The organism is Anaerostipes faecalis (genome assembly GCF_018982945.1).
In the GTDB taxonomy this organism is placed as follows: Bacteria; Bacillota; Clostridia; order Lachnospirales; family Lachnospiraceae; genus Anaerostipes; species Anaerostipes faecalis.
On sequence record NZ_JABRXE010000009.1, the window covers coordinates 31,851 to 52,422 of the forward strand.

22 protein-coding genes and 1 other annotated feature are annotated in these 20,572 nt (G+C 36.7%); of the genes, 19 read left to right on the top strand and 3 right to left on the bottom strand.

What is annotated here, in order from left to right; all coding sequences use genetic code 11:
- Positions 1-7 precede the first annotated feature (7 nt).
- Both hydG and KTB61_RS10100 read right to left on the bottom strand, forming a co-directional pair.
- The gene (hydG, locus tag KTB61_RS10095; protein ID WP_075759884.1) at positions 8-1,426 is read right to left on the bottom strand and encodes a [FeFe] hydrogenase H-cluster radical SAM maturase HydG; all 1,419 of its coding nucleotides are present in this window, start codon (positions 1,424-1,426) and stop codon (positions 8-10) included.
- Between the two features lie 9 nt (positions 1,427-1,435).
- Entirely contained in the window at positions 1,436-1,690 is a 255-nt protein-coding gene (locus KTB61_RS10100) for a TM1266 family iron-only hydrogenase system putative regulator (protein WP_075759885.1), read from the bottom strand.
- 408 nt (positions 1,691-2,098) lie between these two features.
- On the opposite strand from KTB61_RS10100, the gene KTB61_RS10105 reads away from it, so the two are divergent.
- The 19 genes from KTB61_RS10105 (at position 2,099) to KTB61_RS10195 (ending at position 18,746) form a co-directional block, all read left to right on the top strand.
- The gene (locus KTB61_RS10105; protein WP_216697423.1) at positions 2,099-3,265 is read left to right on the top strand and encodes an iron-containing alcohol dehydrogenase; all 1,167 of its coding nucleotides are present in this window, start codon (positions 2,099-2,101) and stop codon (positions 3,263-3,265) included.
- A 253-nt stretch (positions 3,266-3,518) separates the two neighbouring features.
- Positions 3,519-4,595: an ABC transporter substrate-binding protein gene (locus KTB61_RS10110; protein ID WP_216697424.1), complete on the top strand. Its 1,077-nt coding sequence runs from the start codon at positions 3,519-3,521 to the stop codon at positions 4,593-4,595.
- A gap of 21 nt (positions 4,596-4,616) precedes the next feature.
- Positions 4,617-4,958 (top strand): P-II family nitrogen regulator, encoded by a 342-nt coding sequence (locus KTB61_RS10115; RefSeq protein ID WP_075759888.1) that lies wholly within the window; start codon positions 4,617-4,619, stop codon positions 4,956-4,958.
- A 91-nt stretch (positions 4,959-5,049) separates the two neighbouring features.
- Complete coding sequence (locus KTB61_RS10120; protein WP_216697425.1) at positions 5,050-6,189, top strand: ABC transporter ATP-binding protein; 1,140 nt, start codon at positions 5,050-5,052, stop codon at positions 6,187-6,189.
- The gene (locus KTB61_RS10125; RefSeq protein WP_216697426.1) at positions 6,173-7,045 is read left to right on the top strand and encodes an ABC transporter permease; all 873 of its coding nucleotides are present in this window, start codon (positions 6,173-6,175) and stop codon (positions 7,043-7,045) included. Before KTB61_RS10120 ends, KTB61_RS10125 begins: the two co-directional genes overlap by 17 nt.
- A gap of 3 nt (positions 7,046-7,048) precedes the next feature.
- On the top strand, positions 7,049-7,870 hold the full coding sequence (locus KTB61_RS10130) for an ABC transporter permease (RefSeq protein WP_216697427.1): 822 nt from the start codon (positions 7,049-7,051) through the stop codon (positions 7,868-7,870).
- Between the two features lie 39 nt (positions 7,871-7,909).
- Positions 7,910-9,064 (top strand): tyramine oxidase subunit B, encoded by a 1,155-nt coding sequence (locus KTB61_RS10135; protein WP_216697428.1) that lies wholly within the window; start codon positions 7,910-7,912, stop codon positions 9,062-9,064.
- 22 nt (positions 9,065-9,086) lie between these two features.
- Entirely contained in the window at positions 9,087-10,271 is a 1,185-nt protein-coding gene (locus KTB61_RS10140) for an MFS transporter (RefSeq protein ID WP_216697429.1), read from the top strand.
- A gap of 83 nt (positions 10,272-10,354) precedes the next feature.
- A complete protein-coding gene (gene queF / locus KTB61_RS10145; RefSeq protein WP_075760574.1) occupies positions 10,355-10,852 on the top strand; it encodes a preQ(1) synthase in 498 nt (165 codons plus the stop codon).
- Between the two features lie 231 nt (positions 10,853-11,083).
- Positions 11,084-12,217 (top strand): hypothetical protein, encoded by a 1,134-nt coding sequence (locus KTB61_RS10150; RefSeq protein WP_216697430.1) that lies wholly within the window; start codon positions 11,084-11,086, stop codon positions 12,215-12,217.
- Positions 12,218-12,782: 565 nt separating this feature from the next.
- Positions 12,783-12,947 carry a 50S ribosomal protein L33 gene (gene rpmG / locus KTB61_RS10155; protein ID WP_230973717.1) on the top strand — a complete coding sequence of 55 codons (165 nt, stop codon included), beginning with the start codon at positions 12,783-12,785 and terminating at the stop codon, positions 12,945-12,947.
- A 30-nt stretch (positions 12,948-12,977) separates the two neighbouring features.
- Positions 12,978-13,175, top strand: a complete 198-nt coding sequence (secE, locus tag KTB61_RS10160; RefSeq protein WP_075759897.1) for a preprotein translocase subunit SecE — start codon at positions 12,978-12,980, stop codon at positions 13,173-13,175.
- 15 nt (positions 13,176-13,190) lie between these two features.
- Positions 13,191-13,739 (top strand): transcription termination/antitermination protein NusG, encoded by a 549-nt coding sequence (gene nusG, locus KTB61_RS10165; protein ID WP_075759898.1) that lies wholly within the window; start codon positions 13,191-13,193, stop codon positions 13,737-13,739.
- An 89-nt stretch (positions 13,740-13,828) separates the two neighbouring features.
- Entirely contained in the window at positions 13,829-14,254 is a 426-nt protein-coding gene (gene rplK / locus KTB61_RS10170; protein WP_075759899.1) for a 50S ribosomal protein L11, read from the top strand.
- Between the two features lie 92 nt (positions 14,255-14,346).
- The gene (rplA, locus tag KTB61_RS10175) at positions 14,347-15,039 is read left to right on the top strand and encodes a 50S ribosomal protein L1 (protein WP_075759900.1); all 693 of its coding nucleotides are present in this window, start codon (positions 14,347-14,349) and stop codon (positions 15,037-15,039) included.
- A 155-nt stretch (positions 15,040-15,194) separates the two neighbouring features.
- Positions 15,195-16,520 (top strand): MATE family efflux transporter, encoded by a 1,326-nt coding sequence (locus tag KTB61_RS10180; protein ID WP_075759901.1) that lies wholly within the window; start codon positions 15,195-15,197, stop codon positions 16,518-16,520.
- 32 nt (positions 16,521-16,552) lie between these two features.
- Positions 16,553-16,684 (top strand) — a sequence feature (ribosomal protein L10 leader region).
- Positions 16,685-16,723: 39 nt separating this feature from the next.
- Positions 16,724-17,233 carry a 50S ribosomal protein L10 gene (rplJ, locus tag KTB61_RS10185; protein ID WP_075759902.1) on the top strand — a complete coding sequence of 170 codons (510 nt, stop codon included), beginning with the start codon at positions 16,724-16,726 and terminating at the stop codon, positions 17,231-17,233.
- A 40-nt stretch (positions 17,234-17,273) separates the two neighbouring features.
- Positions 17,274-17,639, top strand: coding sequence for a 50S ribosomal protein L7/L12 (rplL, locus tag KTB61_RS10190; protein ID WP_075759903.1), 366 nt, complete (start codon positions 17,274-17,276; stop codon positions 17,637-17,639).
- A gap of 159 nt (positions 17,640-17,798) precedes the next feature.
- The gene (locus KTB61_RS10195) at positions 17,799-18,746 is read left to right on the top strand and encodes a 2-hydroxyacid dehydrogenase (protein WP_075760577.1); all 948 of its coding nucleotides are present in this window, start codon (positions 17,799-17,801) and stop codon (positions 18,744-18,746) included.
- Positions 18,747-18,858: 112 nt separating this feature from the next.
- On the opposite strand, the gene KTB61_RS10200 is transcribed toward KTB61_RS10195, so the two are convergent.
- Positions 18,859-20,442, bottom strand: coding sequence for a glucose-6-phosphate isomerase (locus KTB61_RS10200; RefSeq protein WP_075759912.1), 1,584 nt, complete (start codon positions 20,440-20,442; stop codon positions 18,859-18,861).
- Positions 20,443-20,572 lie beyond the last annotated feature (130 nt).

Below are 20,572 nucleotides of genomic sequence, written 5' to 3' on the forward strand. Positions count from 1 at the left end.
CTATCTCCTAAAATCTAAAATCACGTTTACCTTCATGGATATTTTCAATATATTCGGTTGCTTTCTGTTTTACTACCGGATTTGGAATCTTCGCCAGTTCCTGTCTGATTAATTTTTCTCCTTTTTCTTTTACCTCATCTGAAGCATAATCTTCAAGATATTCTTTCAAAGTCATTAAAGCATTTGGAGCACAGCAATTGGCAATCTGACCGGATTTTACAAGGGTCATGAAACGATCCCCGGTACGTCCTTCACGGTAGCATGCGGTACAGAAACTAGGTATGTGTCCAAGATCCATAAGCCATCCAATGATTTCATCCAATGTACGTTCATCATTTCTTTCAAACTGTGCAGAGTTATCTTCTGGTTTTTCTTTTTCTGCATATCCTCCGACACTTGTGGAAGAAGCACCACTAATCTGGGATACACCGACACGAAGAACTCTTTCTCTGGATTCCTGGGTTTCACGGGTGGAAACGATGATTCCGGTATATGGAACGGCAACACGAAGAATAGCAACGATTTTTTCGAAAATATCATCGTTAATTGCATTTTCAAAATCATCAGGATTGATATCTTCTGCAGGACGGATTCGTGGAACACTGATAGTATGAGGACCAACACCAAATTTAGCTTCCAGATGTTCTGCATGCATTAAAAGACCTGCAAAATCATAGCGGTACATATCCAGTCCGAATAATACGCCAATACCTACATCATCAATACCGGCAGTCATGGCACGGTCCATAGCCTCTGTGTGATATGCATAATCATGTTTTGGCCCTGTAGGATGAAGGACTTCATAGGTATCCTTATGATAAGTTTCCTGGAACAGAATATATGTACCAATTCCAGCATCTTTTAGTTTCTTGTAGTTTTCCTCTGTTGTTGCGGCAATATTCACATTGACACGTCGGATAGCACCATTTTTGTGTTTAATACTGTAAATAGTCTTAATGCTTTCCAAAACATATTCAATAGGAATATTTACAGGGTCTTCACCGGTTTCAAGAGCCAGACGTTTATGTCCCATATCCTGAAGAGCAATAACTTCTTTTTTGATTTCTTCCTGGGTCAGTTTTTTTCTTCGGATATTTTTGTTTTTGTAATGATATGGACAGTAAGTACATCCGTTAACACAGTAGTTTGCAAGATAAAGTGGGGCAAACATAACAATACGGTTACCGTAAAATTCTTCTTTGATCTTAATGGCAAGGTCATAAACTTTTTGTATTAATTCAGGATCTTCACAGGCAAGAAGCACGGAAGCTTCACGGTGAGAAATTCCTTTTAGTTTTTTTGCTTTTTCAATAATAGATAAAATTAACTCTTTGTTATCTTTGTTGGCGTCAGCATATGCTATTGTATCTTTGATTTCCTGATCATCAATAAATTCTTCAGCAACGCCGGATTCTGGTTTATACATTTTCCTCTCCTATCTTTTTTTGGTGAACATTGATTTTACAGTGGCACCATGAATCATGCCAAGCTGTCCTGATAAGGTGCTGATGGTCTTTTCTGGTGCATCCAATACTACAGAAATAATATTGATGTCTCTCTCACGATATGGGATGCCCATACGTCCTACAATATATTCACTGTATTTATGCAATGTCTTGTTAACTGGTTCTACAGCGTCTGCCTGTTCGATAATAATACCGATCAGAGCAATACGTGTTGGTTCATTCATGGTAAAATCCTCCATTTTTATTTTTCCCGGACACCTGGTCGCATCTTTCACGGAGCGTTTGTTGTTACACAGGAAATTCAAGGGAATTTCCTGTGTAATAACAAAAGGCATATCCCAAGAGGATATGCCATGTGAAATCTTTCTATAATGATACTGGAAAAAGACCTGAAAAGGTCCATGTATCAGTATGGAAATCAAACTTGGCATCAGGAAAAACCTTGGCTTCAGAATGATTGTTTTGCTATCATTTATTGTATCGGAAGATGTGCAAAAAGTCAATTTACTTATTGTCTTTGGAAAATTTGTATGTTATACTCAATCTCAATAAAAGCTGGTTAAAGCTTTATAGATATCAGAGGTCAATGGGGGCATAGTATGCGCTCACTTTTTTATTTATTAGGAGGATCTATGCAGAATTTTTATTATGATATTCCAACAAAAATTGCCTTTGGAAAAGGTGAAATTGCGAAGCTTCCCAAATTTGTAAAAGAATTTGGCAATAAAGTATTGATCGTATATGGAGGAGGAAGTATCAAACGAACAGGATTGTATGATACAGTGATTCATCTGTTAGATGAAAATGATATTTCTCATGAAGAGTTATCAGGTGTAGAACCTAATCCGAGAATTACAACAGTTGCAAAAGGGGCTGACATGTGCAGGGAGCACGGTATTCAGGTTGTTCTTCCTATTGGTGGCGGAAGCACAATTGACTGTGCTAAAGCAATTGCAGCGGCATATTATTTTGACGGTGATCCATGGGATCTTATCTGTGATTTTAGCCAGGCAACGGAAATTTTACCGATTATTTCTGTATTGACACTGGCAGCTACAGGTTCAGAAATGGATTTATTTGCGGTTATATCCAATGAAGAAACCAAAGACAAGATAGGAATCGGAAGCCCTCTGGTTTATCCAAAATACTCTATTCTTGATCCTGAATATACATACTCTGTGCCGAAATATCAGACAGCAGCAGGAACGGCAGATATAATGGCACATATTTTTGAAGTATATTTCTGTGGAATCCAGGGTACTTTTATGCAGGACAGAATTATGGAAGCATTATTAAAAACCTGTATACATTACGGACCGATTGCCTGTGAGAAACCAGATGATTATGATGCCAGAGCAAATCTTATGTGGACCTCCAGCTGGGCAATCAATGGAATGATCGCATGTGGAAAATCTGCAGCATGGCCGATACATGCCATGGAGCATCAGTTAAGTGCATATTATGATGTTACTCATGGACATGGACTGGCAATTTTAATCCCTGTGTGGATGAAACACATTCTCAACGATAAGACTGTGGATATCTTTGTAAATTATGGAATCAATGTGTTTGGTATTGATCGGGAACTGGATAAAATGGAAATTGCCAATAAGGCCATTGAAAAAACAAAAGAAGTCTTTGATTCTATGGGATTAAGCGATACACTGCGATCTATCGGTATTGAGACAAAAGAGAACTTTGAAGTAATGGCAGAAAAGGCACTGGGAGATGGACTGGATGATTATATTGTGCCTTTAACAAAAGAAGATATAATTCATATTTATGATGAATGTTTTTAATGGCTGGTCATAGATTGGTATAATAAAAATAAAAAAATACCTTGACAAAAGTTGATAAAGAGAATATAAAATAAGGCATAGATATTTTACAGACGTCAAAGGAGACATAAGTCTTCTCTGGCGTCTTTTTTATTTCATTAAAAAATTGTTTTGCAATATAACTATGAAATAAAAATCGCTCCGCTTGGTTCTTCTAAATTCCAAAGACAAGGCGAGAGACATAGTGTTAACAGACAGCAAGGAGGAGAATAAGATGAAAAAAGCGATGTTGAAAATTCTTGCACTTACCATGACCATGGCGATGGCTGTTGGAGGTCTGGCAGGATGCGGGAAAAAGGAAGAAAAAACAAAAGATGGTTATGCAAAAGAAATCAATTTTATTACCTGGGATTCTCAGTATTCTGAACAGGTATTTAAGGATTTTGAGAAAAAATATGGAATCCATGTTAACGTAACTTATATCAATAATACAGATGAATTATTATCTAAAATGCTCAATGGTGGAGCAGATTATGATCTGATTGATATTGAATCAGCCTATGTTGAATCATTTGTTAAAAATGATCTGGTACAGAAACTGGACAAAGATCAGATTCCAAATTATAAGAATTTTTACAAAGAGTGTCTGGGTGTTGTAGGTGATGAGAAAAACGAATATACAATACCTGCTTTTGGAAAAGGTTTTACAACAATTATTTATAACAAAGAAACATGTCCGATTAAGATTACAAAATTCTCTGATCTTGCAAATCCAAAATTAAAAAATCAGATATGTATGGTTAACTCAACTATTTCCCTGTTTGGTATGGCGCTTCAGTCATTGGGATACAGTGCAGGAACAAATAATGAGAAAGAAATTAAAGAAGCAGCTGATATACTGACAAAGATTAAACCAAATGTAAAAACATTTGTTGGATCTTCAGGTGAAAATCAGATGTTAAAGGGAGAATGTTCTGTAGGATTCTTGTGGGACTACACATTGCTGATGCAGGATAAGAAAAACTGGGATAAATTTGCTATTGCTGATCTTGAAACCGGATCTGAATCTTTTATGGAAACACTGGCAATACCAAAAGAAACAGAAAAGACAAAAGAAGCTCATTTGCTAATGAACTATTTAAGTGAGCCGGAAGTTCAGGCAGTCAGTATACAGGAATGGGGCGATATGCCATGTATGGATTGTGAAAAATATCTGCCAGATGGATATATGGATAATCCGGCATTTAATCTTCCATCTAAATTCAAGAAAGCTATGTGGATGGCACCGGTAAATGATAAACAGATTGAGCTTATGGATAAGTACTACACAAAATTCATGAGTGAAAAATAATAAACAGCAAGGAGAGTCGTTATGAAGAAAATTGAAATTATTACAAGACCTGAAAAATTAAATGATTTAAAGAAAGTCCTTACAGTCCATAACAGTCAGGGAATGACCGTTATGTCAGTTATGGGATGTGGAAGACAGAAAGGATATATAGAAGAACTGAATATCACCGGAGATGATATTAATCTGCTTCCAAAGATCATGGTGTTTGCTGTTGTGGAAGATTCAGCTTTAACTGATATTATGGCAGATATCACAAGTGCAATGGGAACTGGAAAAACTGGTGACGGAAAAGTATTTGTTTATGATGTATGTGATGCTTTAAGAATCCGAACCAATGAACGTGGAGATGCTGCATTAAATTAAAAATATATCAAATTCTGGCAATGAGGTCAGTCCTTAAGGGGATTGGCCTCATTGCCTTTTATGGCTGATTTAATGCAAGGAGGAGATTGATATGAAGGATAAAATAATTGTTTCACTGGAAAATGTGGAAAAATGGTATGGCGATAACCACGTTGTAAAAAATATGAATATGGAAATTGCAGAAGGAGAATTCCTGACTTTGTTGGGTCCTTCCGGATGTGGGAAAACAACAACTTTAAGAATGATTTCCGGATTTGAATCTCAGACATCAGGTTCTATTAAAGTCGAGGGCGAAAGTGTTGAGAAGAAAGAGCCTTATCAGAGAGATGTAAATACCGTATTTCAGAACTATGCATTGTTTCCTAATATGAATGTTTTTGACAATGTGGCATATGGTTTAAAAGTCAAAAAAGTGCCAAAAGCTGAAATTAAAGAAAGAGTAGATGAAATGCTGAAGCTGGTAGAACTGGATGGCTTCGGAAAACGTCGAATAGACCAGATGTCAGGTGGCCAAAAGCAACGTGTTGCCATTGCAAGAGCGTTGATCAATCGTCCGAAAGTATTACTTTTAGATGAACCTTTAGGTGCGCTGGATTTGAAACTTCGAAAGCAGATGCAGATTGAATTAAAACGTTTGCAGAAAAAATTAAATATCACTTTTGTATATGTTACGCATGATCAGGAAGAAGCCTTGACTATGAGTGACCGAATTGCAATCATTAATCAGGGTGTTTTGGAGCAGATTGATGAACCTAGAAAAATTTATGAAGAGCCAAAAACAAAATTTGTTGCAGGATTTATCGGAGAATCTAATATTCTTGATGTTGTAGCACTGGAAGATATGGGAGACGGTGTACTGAAAGTAGGTTCAGAAGCAGGAAATGGTCTGGTTAAAACAGAAAACTACAAATCCGGAGATACATTTTCTATTTCCGTACGTCCTGAACATATGATGTTTTCCAAAGAGCCAATGGAAGGCTTTTCATTACGAGGAATCGTAAAGGATACGATTTATGTAGGAAATCTTATTAAAATGATGGTTCAGTTAAATAATGGAGATGAGATTAAAATCAATCGTTTCAATGCCGAAGATCTTGCAGAAATCGGAGATAAAGTTTATCTATACTGGCATCTGAATAAATGTGTAGCCGTAGAAAATCAGAGCCGAAGCATCGTTGACACAGATACTGTCAGAGATTTAGGAGGCGATTGGAATGAAGCAGAAAAGTAAAAAAACAGTTGCAGCAAGAGTTGCGGAATTTGTCCAGGCAGGGCCAATTAGTATTTATGCTGTTATCTTTATTATTATTCCATTTCTTGTACTGCTGTTTATGAGTTTCATGACTAAAGGACCGCTTGGAACAATCCAGTATAAATTTACACTGGATAATTATAAGACAATTTTAGAACCGGTATACTGGAAGGTTGTAAAAGATTCTGTGGTGATTGCAGCAATTTCTACCATTGCAACAGTATTTACAGGCTATCCGTTGGCATACTATGTGGCAGGAAAAAAACCCGGTGCATCTAATGCCATGCTTATGTTGATGATGATTCCGTTCTGGGCAAGCGAGCTGGTTATTTTATACAGCTTTGTTACATTATTTAATAAGACAGGAATCATTAATACATTTCTTTTAAATATTGGACTAATTCAGCAACCACTAAATCTATTGTATAACAAGTTTGCCATTGTTGTAGGTATGGTATACTCACTGTTACCATTTGCCGTGCTTCCAATGTATTCTTCCATTGAGAAAATGGATAAAAGCCTTCTGGAAGCTTCTAAAGACCTTGGAGCAGGACCTGTTAAAACATTTTTAAATGTAACTCTTCCTTTAACAGCGCCTGGAATGTTTGCTGCAGTTATTCTTGTATTTATACCTTCTATTGGATATTACATGATTACTGACATGTTAGGAGGAGGTACCAATATTATGATTGGTAATATTATTTATAATCAGTTTACAGTAGCCAGAAACTGGCCATTCGGATCAGCATTATCAATTATTCTGGCGGTTATTATTCTGATTATGGTAGCAATTTACAGTAAGATGGGCGGAGATCTGGATGATTTGGGGGTGTAGGAAATGAAAAATCCAAGAATGCTGAAGAAAAAAATATTTGCCGGATTTGGACATTTTTATGCACTGCTAATGCTTGCATTCTTTTATATTCCGGTTATCGTAATGGTAATTTACTCTTTTAATGACGGAAAGAATAATAACACCTGGGGTGGATTTACAACCAGATGGTATACAGAACTGTTTCAAGATACAGAATTGTGGGGTGTATTTGGAACTACGGTATGGATTGCCATTGTTTCTACAGTTCTTGCTATCATTATAGGAACTTTGGGAGCTGTAGGGTTACATAAGGCAAAATTCCATGGTAAGGGATTGATTACAAATTCCATGTATCTGCCAATCGTTGTCCCGGAAATCGTACTTGCTATTGCAACGTTTATAGCATTGCAGATGGGCGGGTTTCAATTGGGACCTACAGCTATGATTCTGGGAAATACAACATTGGTACTTCCTTATGTATATATTACAGTTAAGTCAAGACTGGTCGGTATGGATCCTTCTATTGAAGAAGCATCCCTTGATTTGGGAGCAAACAGAGCCTATACCTTTTTGCACGTTATACTGCCAGCTGTAATGCCTGGAGTAATGTCTGGAGCATTTATGTCTTTCACACTGGTACTGGATGATTTGATTGTATCAAGTTTCCTGGCAGATGCCACCACTGTAACACTTCCAATGAGAGTATACTCTATGCTGAAAAAAGGAATTAAGCCGGAAATCAACGCACTTTCTACTGTAGTCCTGGCAGCATTTCTGATTGCTCTATTGGTTTATGGAATTATTTTGTTTGTGAAGGGAAGAAAAAATAAATTAGCTTATAACTAGAACATTGACAACGTAATGAGACAGAAAAGAGGTTTGGATATGAGTGATACAAAAATTGAGTTTTTATATTTAAACGAAGAAGATATGATCAAATCCGGAGTACTGGATGCGGGAAGATGTGTGGATGTTATGGAGGATGTAGTTACCTTATTAAGTGAAGGTGACTACCGTATGGGAGGAAAAGAAAATAACTCCCATGGGTTATATGTAACATTTCCGGATGAGTCTAACATTAAAAATTTCCCTTTAAATGACTCCAGAGATCGACGTTTTGTATCTATGCCTGCATATCTTGGAGGGAAATATCATTTATGTGGTGAAAAATGGTATGGTTCCAACGGAAGAAATGCAAAAAAAGGGCTTCCAAGATCCATATTAATGGTAACTTTAAATGACCTGGAGACAGGGCAGCCCATTGCTTATATGTCAGCCAATCTTTTAAGTGCTGTGAGAACAGGTGCAATGCCCGGGCTGGTGGCAAAATATCTTGCAAGGAAAGATTCCAAAGTCATTGCACTGATTGGAGCAGGTGTGGTAAATAAAACAAGTATTATGGCATATTTATCAAAATTTCCGGGAATAGAGACGGTAAAGATCAAAGGAAGTACCCCAACATCCAAAACGGCTATGGACTTGAAGGTATTTATTGAAGAGAAATATCCGGATGTGAAGGAAGTAACGGTATGTGCAACACTGGAAGAAGCGGTAAGAAATGCGGATATCATCAGTGAGGGAGTGTCCACACCAATCAGAAAATGGCCGGTATATGATCCAAAATGGTTTAAACCGGGCGTGGTATTTATTTCTTCTGGAAGTATGGGACTGACAGACTTAACATTCGCCAGGGATCATATGACGAAAGTTGTGGATAATATTAAAATGTACGAAGAATATGTGGATGAGTTTGAAGAATTTGATGAAAAAACAGGAAAGAGATTATCCTCAGGTATTCCGGGAATGTATTTTGTAAATATGATTGAGGATGGGGAAATATCACCAAAAGACGTAAGACATCTGGGAGATATCATACGTGGTATTGTTCCGGGAAGAACTTCAGAAGACGAAATGTTTTTAGTTAGTGTTGGTGGTATGCCAATCCTTGATGTAGCCTGGGGAAAGACCTGTTATGACCGGGCAGTGGAATTAGGATATGGAACAAGTTTGAAATTATGGGATCAGCCGTATTTTGCATAATCATATAAAGAAGAGGGAAAAAGTGATTAATAAACGATTACAGGTACATTATTGTTGCGTGCAAGGGGCGTATTGGATACTTGCAGCGATCATGTCCGGATTTATGACACCAATTCTGCAGGCAAAAGGATTTTCCAGTATGGAAATTGGAATTTTGCTTGCGGTAAAGCATATCTCTTCTATATTTGTACAGATGTGGGTTGCAGATTTTTCCGACCGCCATGCAGATAAGATTCCTTTAAAGTACATTATCGGTGTAGGTCTGATAATAGGAATTTTTGCGACCGGTGTATTTTATTTCTGTCCGGAAAATTTTATGGCAGCAGTTTTGTTGTTTTTAATCTTTGGTTCAACGATCAATATTATTGTTTCTTTTATTGATGCAATGTCTATTCAATATATAAATTCAGGAAAGAATATCAGCTATACAATGGCAAGAGGATGTGGTTCTTTTACATGGGCAGTGTCCAGTATCTTTCTAGGCAGATATGCTGATCAGTACGGTGCAGCAAAACTCCTTCTCGTTCAAATGGGAATTTCTTTTCTGCTGTTCATGATTATTTTAACCATCCAACCGGCTCAAGTAGTAGAGCAGGCAAATCATAAAAAACAGAAAGTGGAAGCCCATAGTATTGGATATTTATTAAAAAATTATCCTGGATATACATTATTTCTCCTGTCTTGTGTTTTAACGACCATCTGCTATAATACGGGAAGCTGTTTTTTGATTGATATTGTAAAAGCAACCGGGGGTGGAGAAAGTGAATACGGAATTGTGTGTTTTGTACTGGCTATTGTTGAGATTCCAACCGCTGTCTTTTTTATGAAGATGAAAGAAATCGTTGGATTAAACCGGTTATTGATGATTTTCACTATTTCGAATACGTTGAAAGCAGCAGTTTTATTTTTTGCCACAAATGTTTATGCTATTTATTTTGATCAGATTTTTGAGATGTTAGGATTTGGTTTGTTTTATGCAGGAAGTGTTTTTTTTGTCATGGAACAGCTTCCATCGGAAGATGTTGTAAAGGGTACTACTTTGATTACGGTTGCGGTAAATGGGATTGGAACGGGAGTAGGCTCTATGATTTGTGGATGGATCATGTCTGTATTAGGACTAAAAGCACTACTTGGATCCGGTATTATGTTTGGTGCTGCAGGAATTTTTATTATGAGTCTTGCAATGTCAGAAAAAAGTAGACCATAATGTCATTTTAAGATGGCATTATGGCCTTTTTTTGTTATAATGAGATTAATCAGAATATCAGAAATTTGGAAAGGAATATAACAATGAGCGGAAGAAATGATTTGGAACTGGGGGATATCACTTTACTGGGAAATCAGAAAACGAAATATCCAGATGATTATGCACCGGAGGTTCTGGAAACGTTTCCTAATAAGCATCCGGATAATGATTATTTTGTCAAATTTAATGCACCGGAATTTACAAGTCTTTGTCCTATAACCGGACAGCCGGATTTTGCAACTATTTATATTTCCTATGTACCGGGAGAGAAGATGGTTGAGAGTAAATCCTTAAAGTTATATCTGTACAGTTTCAGAAACCATGGAGATTTCCATGAAGATTGTATGAATATTATAATGAAAGATCTAATAAAGTTAATGGAACCAAAATATATTGAAGTTTGGGGTAAATTTACTCCAAGAGGAGGAATTTCTATCGATCCTTATTGCAACTATGGAAAACCAGGGACAAAATGGGAAGAAGTAGCCTGGAATCGACTGGCAAACCATGACTTGTATCCGGAGAAGATCGATAATCGATAGTATATCAGATGAGGGATGACTCCCGCCTCTGTAGGCGGTGAGCAACAATTATGTATCAGTGGCGGGTTTCAATCCCCCATCTGATATACGCTCCGCGAGGATGCGCAGGAATTCGGATTGGAAGTATGTCTGCTATGCAGACCCGAATTCCGCGCCAAGACTCGCGAGCGAGTCTTGAATTAAAAAGAGGGAACAAATATTTTAAGGATATTTATTTTAAGGAGGAAAGGTATGGTAAAAAGATTTTTAAAAGGAGCAGTTTGTGCGGCATTGGCAGTGTCGATGGCGCTGGGAACGGTCATTGTAGGAGCAAGTGAAAAGTCAGTTATAGCAATTAATACTCCTTTTACAACAGAAGAACAACATAATGATGTTAGCATTCCTTTAAAAAAAGTGGATGAGAATAAGACAAAATCTGTAAGAGAGTCTCAGCCGGTCATTGCTAGAAATATATGGAATGTATCAGATTGGTATTCTTTTATGAACAATAAACAGCCACAAGATGGTGTTCTGGGATCTTCAACTAGTGCAGGAAATATAATTGCTGGTAGAGTCAAGGTAAACTATTCTGGAACTGCCATTATCAAATATTATTGCAAAGTTAATAATTCCGATACTCTACTTACGTTGGTTAATTTAGATGGAAGTAATATTGCAAATGCTGAAGTTTTCCAAAAAGGAATTGGGAATGGTAGACAATTATGGGTATCTAATGTCCCGGCAGGTACTTACGCAATGGTTACATCAAAGCCATATGATGCAAATAGTACAATTAATGCAGGATTTTTAACAAGTGTTGTTCCTAAAAATAATAATCGGTATCTTAATAGCTTAGGCATTGCAGTGGGTGGAAATGGAGCATTTAATTATGAGTATTTTAAATTAAGTAATCGTGGAGTTGCAGCACTTGGAATGTATAGAAAGGCTTATTATGGTGGTCCATATTCTGTACAATATGTGATTCAAAAGTACAGTAATGGTGCATGGAGAAATATAACTTCACCAAAATACACAAGTTCAAATAAAAGTTATATGACATATGCAGGATTAAGTGCAGGTACATACCGTTTACAAACAAAGTGCCCGACAGGAAATGTTGTATTTCTTCATTATGCAGGAAAGAAAGCCAATAGTTCATATGGTACTAAAAAATCGAAGGCTAGAACGACTTATATTGATATTACATCTTTAGGGCAGGAAGGCACCATTTATTGCCAGATTTCTGGAAGGACGCGTTTTAAAACTAAAAACATAAAAAATGGAAAACGTTTTTATGCAAAAGCAAAAAAGGGAACATACTATATTAAGATGTACAAATATTCTAAGAGCACCACAGGTGGATATAAAATAAAATACACAAAATAGTTTTTAGATATTGAATAACAATTTAATAAGATTAAACAAGTATATAATCCGAAATAAAAAGAAAAAGGTGTTCCGGATATATGTTGTTTTTGCATTTTTAACACAATTTTATTTTTTCTTTAGAATTGTTTATAAGCAGTACATTGATTAAGGAGAGGGTTGGGAATATAATAAGACCATAGTTTTTCATATATATATTTTAATCCTCTCTTTTCATTTAGACCCCGCAACGAAAGCGGGGTCATTTTTGTTTTATAGGAAGTTTTGCAAAAAAGACCTGTTCAAGAGTTTTTTATAGAATTTAATACTTTGTTTATAAATGTTTATATATAGTATATTGATTAGAAGTGCGTATATGATTATACTTAAACCATAGTTTTTCATATATATTTTTTAATCCTCTCTTTTTGAAATAGCTTTGTTTGATTACAAAGCTATTTTTTTAAATTGTTCAAAAATTAAAAAAGTATTGACGTGAGAAAAAGACCATGATATACTCAATATGCTAGACTTTAGCGTTGGAAGAAGGTCTTTTTTTTATGCCTTATTTTAATTAACAATAATAATGGAGGTGGAAGTTGTGCGCACAAAAATCACATTAGAATGTACAGAATGTAAACAGCGTAACTATGACATGACTAAGGATAAGAAAACTCATCCAGAACGCATGGAAACAAAAAAATACTGTAAATTCTGTAAGAAACACACATTACACAAAGAAACTAAATAGTTTCCCGGTAATAGCTTAAGGAAGTGGAGTATGGAAAAAACTAACAAAGCGAAAAAGTCAGAATGGTTTAAAGAATTAAAAGCAGAATTTGCAAGAATCATTTGGCCAACAAAGGAAAAAATCGTAAGAGAAACAGCAATTGTAGTTATCTGTGCTATTATTATCGGAATCATTGTTGCAGTTCTTGACATGGGACTCCAATATGGAATTCAGGCATTGGTAGGATAGAGGTAAGGAGAATATATGGCAGAAGCAAATTGGTATGTTGTTCACACTTACTCAGGATATGAGAACAAAGTTAAGGCAAACCTTGAAAAAACCATTGAGAATCGAAAGCTTCAAGATGAGATTTTAGAGGTTCGTGTACCGCTGGAAGATGTGGTAGAGCTGAAAAATGGTGTGAAAAAACAAGTTTCTAAGAAAATGTTTCCGGGATATGTATTAATTCATATGGTAATGAATGATGACACATGGTATGTAGTAAGAAATACCAGAGGTGTTACAGGATTTGTCGGTCCTGGATCAAAACCGGTGCCGCTTACTCCTGCTGAAATGAAACCATTAGGAATCCAGGTCAGTGGAGGAGCACAGGAAGAAGCACCAAAACGTGAAAAAGTTGAAATTGATGTAGAAATTGGTGATATGATCGTTGTAACTTCCGGTGCTTGGGAAGGAACAACAAGTGCAGTCACTGCAATCAATGAACACAAGCAAACAGTTACCATTGAAGTAGAGATGTTCGGAAGAGCTACTTCTGTGGAAATTGATTTCTTAGATATTAAGAAAGTGTAACGAAAAGCAAAAAGTAATGATATTTTTTGTTTGAGACAAAGTGGGAGGGCTATCCCGTAATTACCACAATAATCAGGAGGTTAACGATTATGGCAAAGAAAGTAGAAGGTTATATTAAACTTCAAATCCCAGCAGGAAAGGCAACACCAGCACCACCAGTTGGACCAGCACTTGGACAGCATGGTGTAAACATTGTACAGTTCACAAAAGAATTTAACGCAAGAACAGCTGATCAGGGAGATGTGGTTATTCCTGTAGTTATTACAGTATATCAGGACAGAAGCTTTAGCTTCATAACAAAGACTCCACCAGCAGCAGTATTATTAAAGAAAGCTTGTAATATTCAGTCTGGATCAGGTGAACCAAACAGAAAGAAAGTAGCTACTATTTCTAAAGAAGATATTCAGAAGATCGCTGAAACAAAAATGAAAGACCTGAATGCAGGATCTATTGAAGCTGCTATGAGCATGATTGCCGGAACAGCAAGAAGTATGGGAATCACTGTAGAAGAATAGGCATTGAATGCCAGTCAGGTGTAACTACCTTAAATAATAGTAAAAAAAGTGGGAGGGCTTGCTCCCGATATTACCACAGGAGGTATTTTAGAATGAAAAAAGGAAAGAGATACGTAGAACTTAAGAAATTAGTGGATAAATCAACAGCTTATGATCCACAGGAAGCAATTTCTTTAGTTAAAAAATTAGCGAATGCGAAATTCGATGAAACAATCGAAGCTCACATCCGCCTTGGAGTAGATGGACGTCAGGCTGACCAGCAGATTCGTGGTGCAGTTGTACTGCCACACGGAACAGGTAAAGAAGTAAAAGTTCTTGTATTTGCTAAAGATGCAAAAGCTGAAGAAGCAAAAGCAGCAGGAGCAGAATTCGTTGGTGCTGAAGAATTAGTACCAAAAATCCAGAAAGAAAACTGGTATGACTTCGATGTTGTTGTAGCTACTCCAGACATGATGGGTGTCGTTGGTCGTTTAGGTCGTGACCTTGGACCAAAAGGTTTAATGCCAAACCCTAAAGCTGGAACTGTAACAATGGATGTTGCAAAAGCCATTAAAGAAATCAAAGCAGGTAAAATCGAATATAGATTAGATAAAGCTAATATTATCCACGTACCAGTTGGAAAAGCTTCATTTGGTGAAGAACAGTTAGCGGACAACTTCCAAACGTTAATCGATGCAATTATCAAAGCAAAACCTGCAGCAGCAAAAGGTCAGTATTTCAGAAATGTAACAATTTCTTCAACAATGGGACCTGGAGTGAAAGTAGATTCAACAAAATTTGCTTAAATCTTAACGATTTTCCCCTCTATAAGTTTTATAGAGGGGTTTATTGTTACATAAAAATACTAAGAAATGTTAGATATAAAAAGCGGACTTGTCCGCTTTATTCTGTATCCAGAGATATTTTAAATTAAAAACGAAAAAAGAATGAGAGGAAAAAAATGAAGGATCTAACTACAGGAAATCCGTTTCAGGTCATTCTAAGGTTTACCCTTCCAATGCTTTTCAGCATGATTTTTCAACAGGTATATAGTGTTGTAGACAGTATTGTTGCCGGAAAGTACATAGGTGTCAATGCCTTAGGAGCCGTAGGCGCTTCTCAGCCTATAACAGCAATATTTATTGCTGTTGCTGTTGGAACCGGTATGGGAATAAATGTTGTTATATCAAACTTTTTTGGAGCCAGGAAATATAAAAGGGTCAAAAGTACCATTTCTACTTCTGTCATAACAGTGGTCATTATGAGTGTGATATTAACTGTTTTGGGCAGCATTGGATGTAATGGAATGCTGAAACTTCTGTCAACGCCGACAGATATATTTTCAGATGCGGCATTATATCTGAAAATATATATCTGGGGGATTATTTTTCTGATGCTGTATAATGCGGCAACTTCAATTTTTACAGCTTTGGGAGACTCCATGACCCCTTTGGTTTTCCTTATATTTTCATCTGTACTGAACATTATTCTTGATGTAGTGTTTGTAACCTGTTTTCATATGGGAGTATCAGGAGTTGCCTGGGCAACATTTATAGCTCAGGGAATTGCTTCGGTATTAGCTGTTATAACAGTGTTTATAAAAGTTAAGAAAATCAAAACTCCTGCATATAAGAAATTTAATACTCTTTTATTAAGAAAGGTTATGACGATTGCGGTTCCAAGTATTATGCAGCAGTCATTTGTGTCTATCGGACAGCTGTTTGTACAGGGAAGGATCAACAGTTTTGGAGCTATCGTAGTTGCAGGATATTCTGCAGCATTTAAAATACAGATATTTATTCTTGCAGCATTAAGTACGGTATCCAATGCCATATCCAGTTTCATTGCCCAGAATCTGGGTGCTGGAAAAACAGAGAGAATGCGGGATGGAATTAAAATCGGTTTAAAAATGATTTTTTCTATGTCGGTAATATTTTTCCTTGTCTGCTATTTCATGGCAAATCCATTAATGGAACTATTTATGGATGGAAAGACACAGGAATCGTTAAATGGTATTAAAGTAGGTGTAGGATTTCTGCATATTGTAACACCGTTTTATATGATAATCTGTATAAAATTTATTTATGACGGAGCATTACGTGGAATGGAAGCGATGAAAGGATTTATGGCATCTACATTTGCGGACTTAATTGCCAGAGTAGTTTTATCTTTTCTGTTTTCAATACCATTTGGATATATAGGAATCTGGTGGGCTTGGCCGGTAGGATGGTTTATCGGAACCTGTGTATCGATTTACTGTGGGAAAAAAGAATTGAAAAAATATTAAAAGTAGTTGACAAAAAAGAACAAATATGATATCTTATTAAAGTATTACTGCCGAAGACAGTAGGTGCCATATGGCGTAACGTAGAACAACCTACCGAGGAGAATATTAGTATGAAGCTAATTATGCCCTTTGTCTTTGCAGACAGAGGGTTTTCTTATATTCGAGCGGTACACGAAAATAAATCAAGGAGGTGCACCAATAAAATGGCAAAAGTTGAATTAAAACAACCAATTGTAGACGAAATCAAAGAATTACTTACAGATGCTCAGTCCGCAGTATTAGTATCCTACCGTGGAATTACTGTAGAAGAAGACACAGCTATGCGTAAGGAATTAAGAGAAGCAGACGTAGAATACAAAGTATATAAAAATACTATGATTCGTTTTGCTGTAAAAGATACTGAATTTGATTCATTATCTGGAGATTTAACAGGACCTACTGCTATCGCTATATCTAAGACAGATGCAACAGCTCCTGCAAGAATCCTTGCTAAATATGCAAAGAGTGTTGAAGCTTTAGAATTAAAGTCTGGAGTAGTAGAAGGAACATTCTATGACAAAGATGGTATCCAGGTTATCGCAAGCATTCCATCAAGAGACGAATTACTTGCAAAATTCCTTGGAAGCATCCAGTCACCAATTACAAACTTTGCTCGTGTTATTAAGCAGATCGCTGAAAAAGACGGTGAAGTTGCAGAAGAAGCAGCTGAATAATTATCAGCAAAGAATTAAATAATATTAGGAGGAAATTATAATGACAACTCAGGAAATTATTGAAGTTATCAAAGGTTTATCAGTATTAGAATTAAATGAATTAGTAAAAGCTTGTGAAGAAGAATTCGGTGTATCTGCAGCAGCAGGTGTTGTAGTAGCTGGAGCAGCTGGAGCTGGAGAAGCAGCTGAAGAAAAAGACGAATTTGATGTAGAATTAACAGAAGTTGGTGGAGCTAAAGTTAAAGTCATCAAAGCTGTTCGTGAAATCACTGGTTTAGGATTAAAAGAAGCTAAAGAATTAGTTGACGGAGCTCCTAAAGTAGTTAAAGAAGCTGTATCTAAAGCAGAAGCTGAAGACATCAAGACTAAATTAGAAGAACAGGGTGCAAAAGTTACTCTTAAATAATTAAGAGAAAAAACTTCCGATTGATTTAGAAGGTTAAAAATGCCGTACTGACGTAAGTTGGTACGGCATTTTTTTACCTAATGAATTATACTATAATAGGAAATATGGTACAGCAAAGAAAAAGGCTAACAAAGGGGAAAGAGGTACAGTATGAAGATTATGAAACTAGTTATTATTGAACCATTGGGTGTAGAAGAAGCTTTTTTGATGGATGTTGCAAAAAAAGCTTTAGGGGAATCTGTAGAAATTATTTCTTATCCAACCAGAACTACAGATACGAAAAGTCTGATTGAAAGAGGAAAAGATGCAGATATTATTATGGTGGCAAACCTGCCATTAAATAGCGAAGTAATCCGCGGATGTGAGAAGTTAAAATTACTGGCAGTGGCATTTACCGGAATTGATCATATTGCAATGGAAGCCTGTAAAGAACGTAATATTACTGTCTGCAATTGTGCAGGATATTCTACTGCTGCTGTATCAGATTTGGTGTTCGGACTGCTTATTTCGTTGTACCGGAATATTATTCCATGTAATCAGGTAGTAAGAGAAGAAGGAACGAAAGAAGGTCTGGTGGGATTTGAACTGGAAGGAAAGAAGTTTGGTGTTGTAGGAACAGGGGCGATCGGAACAAATGTAGCCAATATTGCCAAAGCCTTTGGATGTGAAGTATATGCATATTCCAGAACAAAGAAAGATTTAGATGGTATTACATATCTTTCATTAGAAGAGTTGCTTTCCACATGTGATATCGTATCCTTGCATGTGCCTTTGAATGAAAGTACGAAAGGATTGATTCATAAGGAGAATCTTGCATTAATGAAAAAGAGTGCGGTACTGATCAATACTGCCAGAGGACCTGTGGTGGATAGTGAGGCTTTGGCTGATGCACTAAATGAAGGGAAAATTGCCGGAGCAGCAGTTGATGTTTTTGAGACAGAACCACCCGTACCGAAAGATCATCCATTATTCCATGCCAAAAATCTTATTGCAACTCCTCATGTGGCATTTGCTACAAAGGAAGCTTTGGAGAAACGGGCGGTTATGAATTTTGATAATGTGAAAAAATGGTTAGAAGGAAATCCGGTGAATGTACAGTCATTCTAAAGAAATAGACATAAAAGTTTTCTAAAAAAGTTAAAAAGGAAACAGGAGATGTTCCGCACAGATGTGTACTTGGAACATCTCCTGTTTTTCATCTTTTTTATTTGTTATCGGTTTAGATATCCAATAAGTCACTGAATGCTTTTAATGCTCCGTCTGTATCATGGGCAAGAACACGTTTTGCAAGAATCTTACCAAGTTGAACTCCTTCCTGATCAAAGCTGTTCAGATTCCACAGGAATCCCTGGAACATAATCTTGTTTTCAAAATGAGCTAATAATGCACCAAGTGATTCTGGTGTTAACTGATCTCCGATAATGATGCTTGAAGGACGTCCACCGGCAAATTTCTTATTAGGGTTTTCGTCATCTTTACCACAGGCAAATGCAATGATCTGGGCTGCTACGTTAGCGCAAAGTTTCTGCTGGCTAGTGCTGTCTTCGATTACAACATCTGTACCTAACTGGCTCTTTTTAAATCCAACGAACTGTAATGGAACGATGTCTGTTCCCTGATGTAATAACTGATAGAAAGAATGCTGTCCGTTTGTACCAGGTTCTCCAAAGATAACTGGTCCGGTTACATAATCTACAGGTTCTCCAAAACGGTTTACACTTTTACCATTTGATTCCATATCACATTGCTGTAAATGTGCAGGGAAACGGCTTAATGCCTGAGAATAAGGTAAAACAGCGGTAGAAGGATATCCCTGAACGTTACGTTCATAAACACCAATTAAAGCATCTAACATATCAGGGTTTTTCAAAACGTCTTTGTTCTTTGCAAGTGCATCTTCATCTGCTGCTCCGTTTAGGATTCTTGCATAAATATCTGGACCAAATGCCAGTGAAAGAACAACTCCACCAACAACAGAAGATGAAGAATAACGACCTCCGATAAAGTCATCCATGAAGAATGATTCAAGGTAATCATCACCCTGTGCCAAAGGAGATGTTTCGCTTGTTGCGGCAAGCATGTGATTTTTAGGATCCAGTCCCTGTTTCTTTAAGGCTTCTTTTACAAAAGCTTCATTTGTAAGGGTCTCTAATGTTGTTCCTGATTTTGATACAACGATAAACAGAGAACGGGATACATCAATAGAGTTAAGAACGGCAGCAGCATCATCCGGATCCACGTTACTGATGAATTTTGCTTCCATTTTAAATGTATCATTTGCTTTTGCCCAGTTTTCAAGAGCAATGTATAAAGCACGAGGACCTAAATCGCTTCCTCCGATACCAATCTGTACAACGGTTGTAAATGTTTCACCGGCAGCATTTGTGATTTCACCAGAATGAACTTTCTTTGCAAATTCAGCTGCTTTTTCCTGCTGGGAAACATAAAAATCACGCTTGTCTACACCATCAACAATAACAGGATTTCCTAACTGTCTACGAGCTAAATGATGAAGAACCAGACGTTTTTCTCCGGTATTGATAACTGCACCATTATATAATTCCTGGAATTTTTCAATTAACTGCTGTTCTTCTGCCAGTTCAGCAAGTGCATCCAGAATAGTGTCATCAATTTCTTTTGCAGCATAGTTGAAATTAAGACCAGCTGCCATAGGTGCATTATAACGGGATACGCGGTCAGCACCTTCTTCACCGGACATTGCTTCGATAATGTTTACTCGACCTTTCAGACCGGTAAGTTTTTCATAAGACCCTAATGTGTCAAGATTGTTCCATGTTGCCATAAATAGTTCCTCCTTAATAATATGGTTGTTCATTGATTGGATGAATAGATGCAAATACCAATGGTGAGTCCCAAACAAAGGATGTTTTTCCATCACAATTCTAAATTTATTATACTAGAAATAGTCTCTT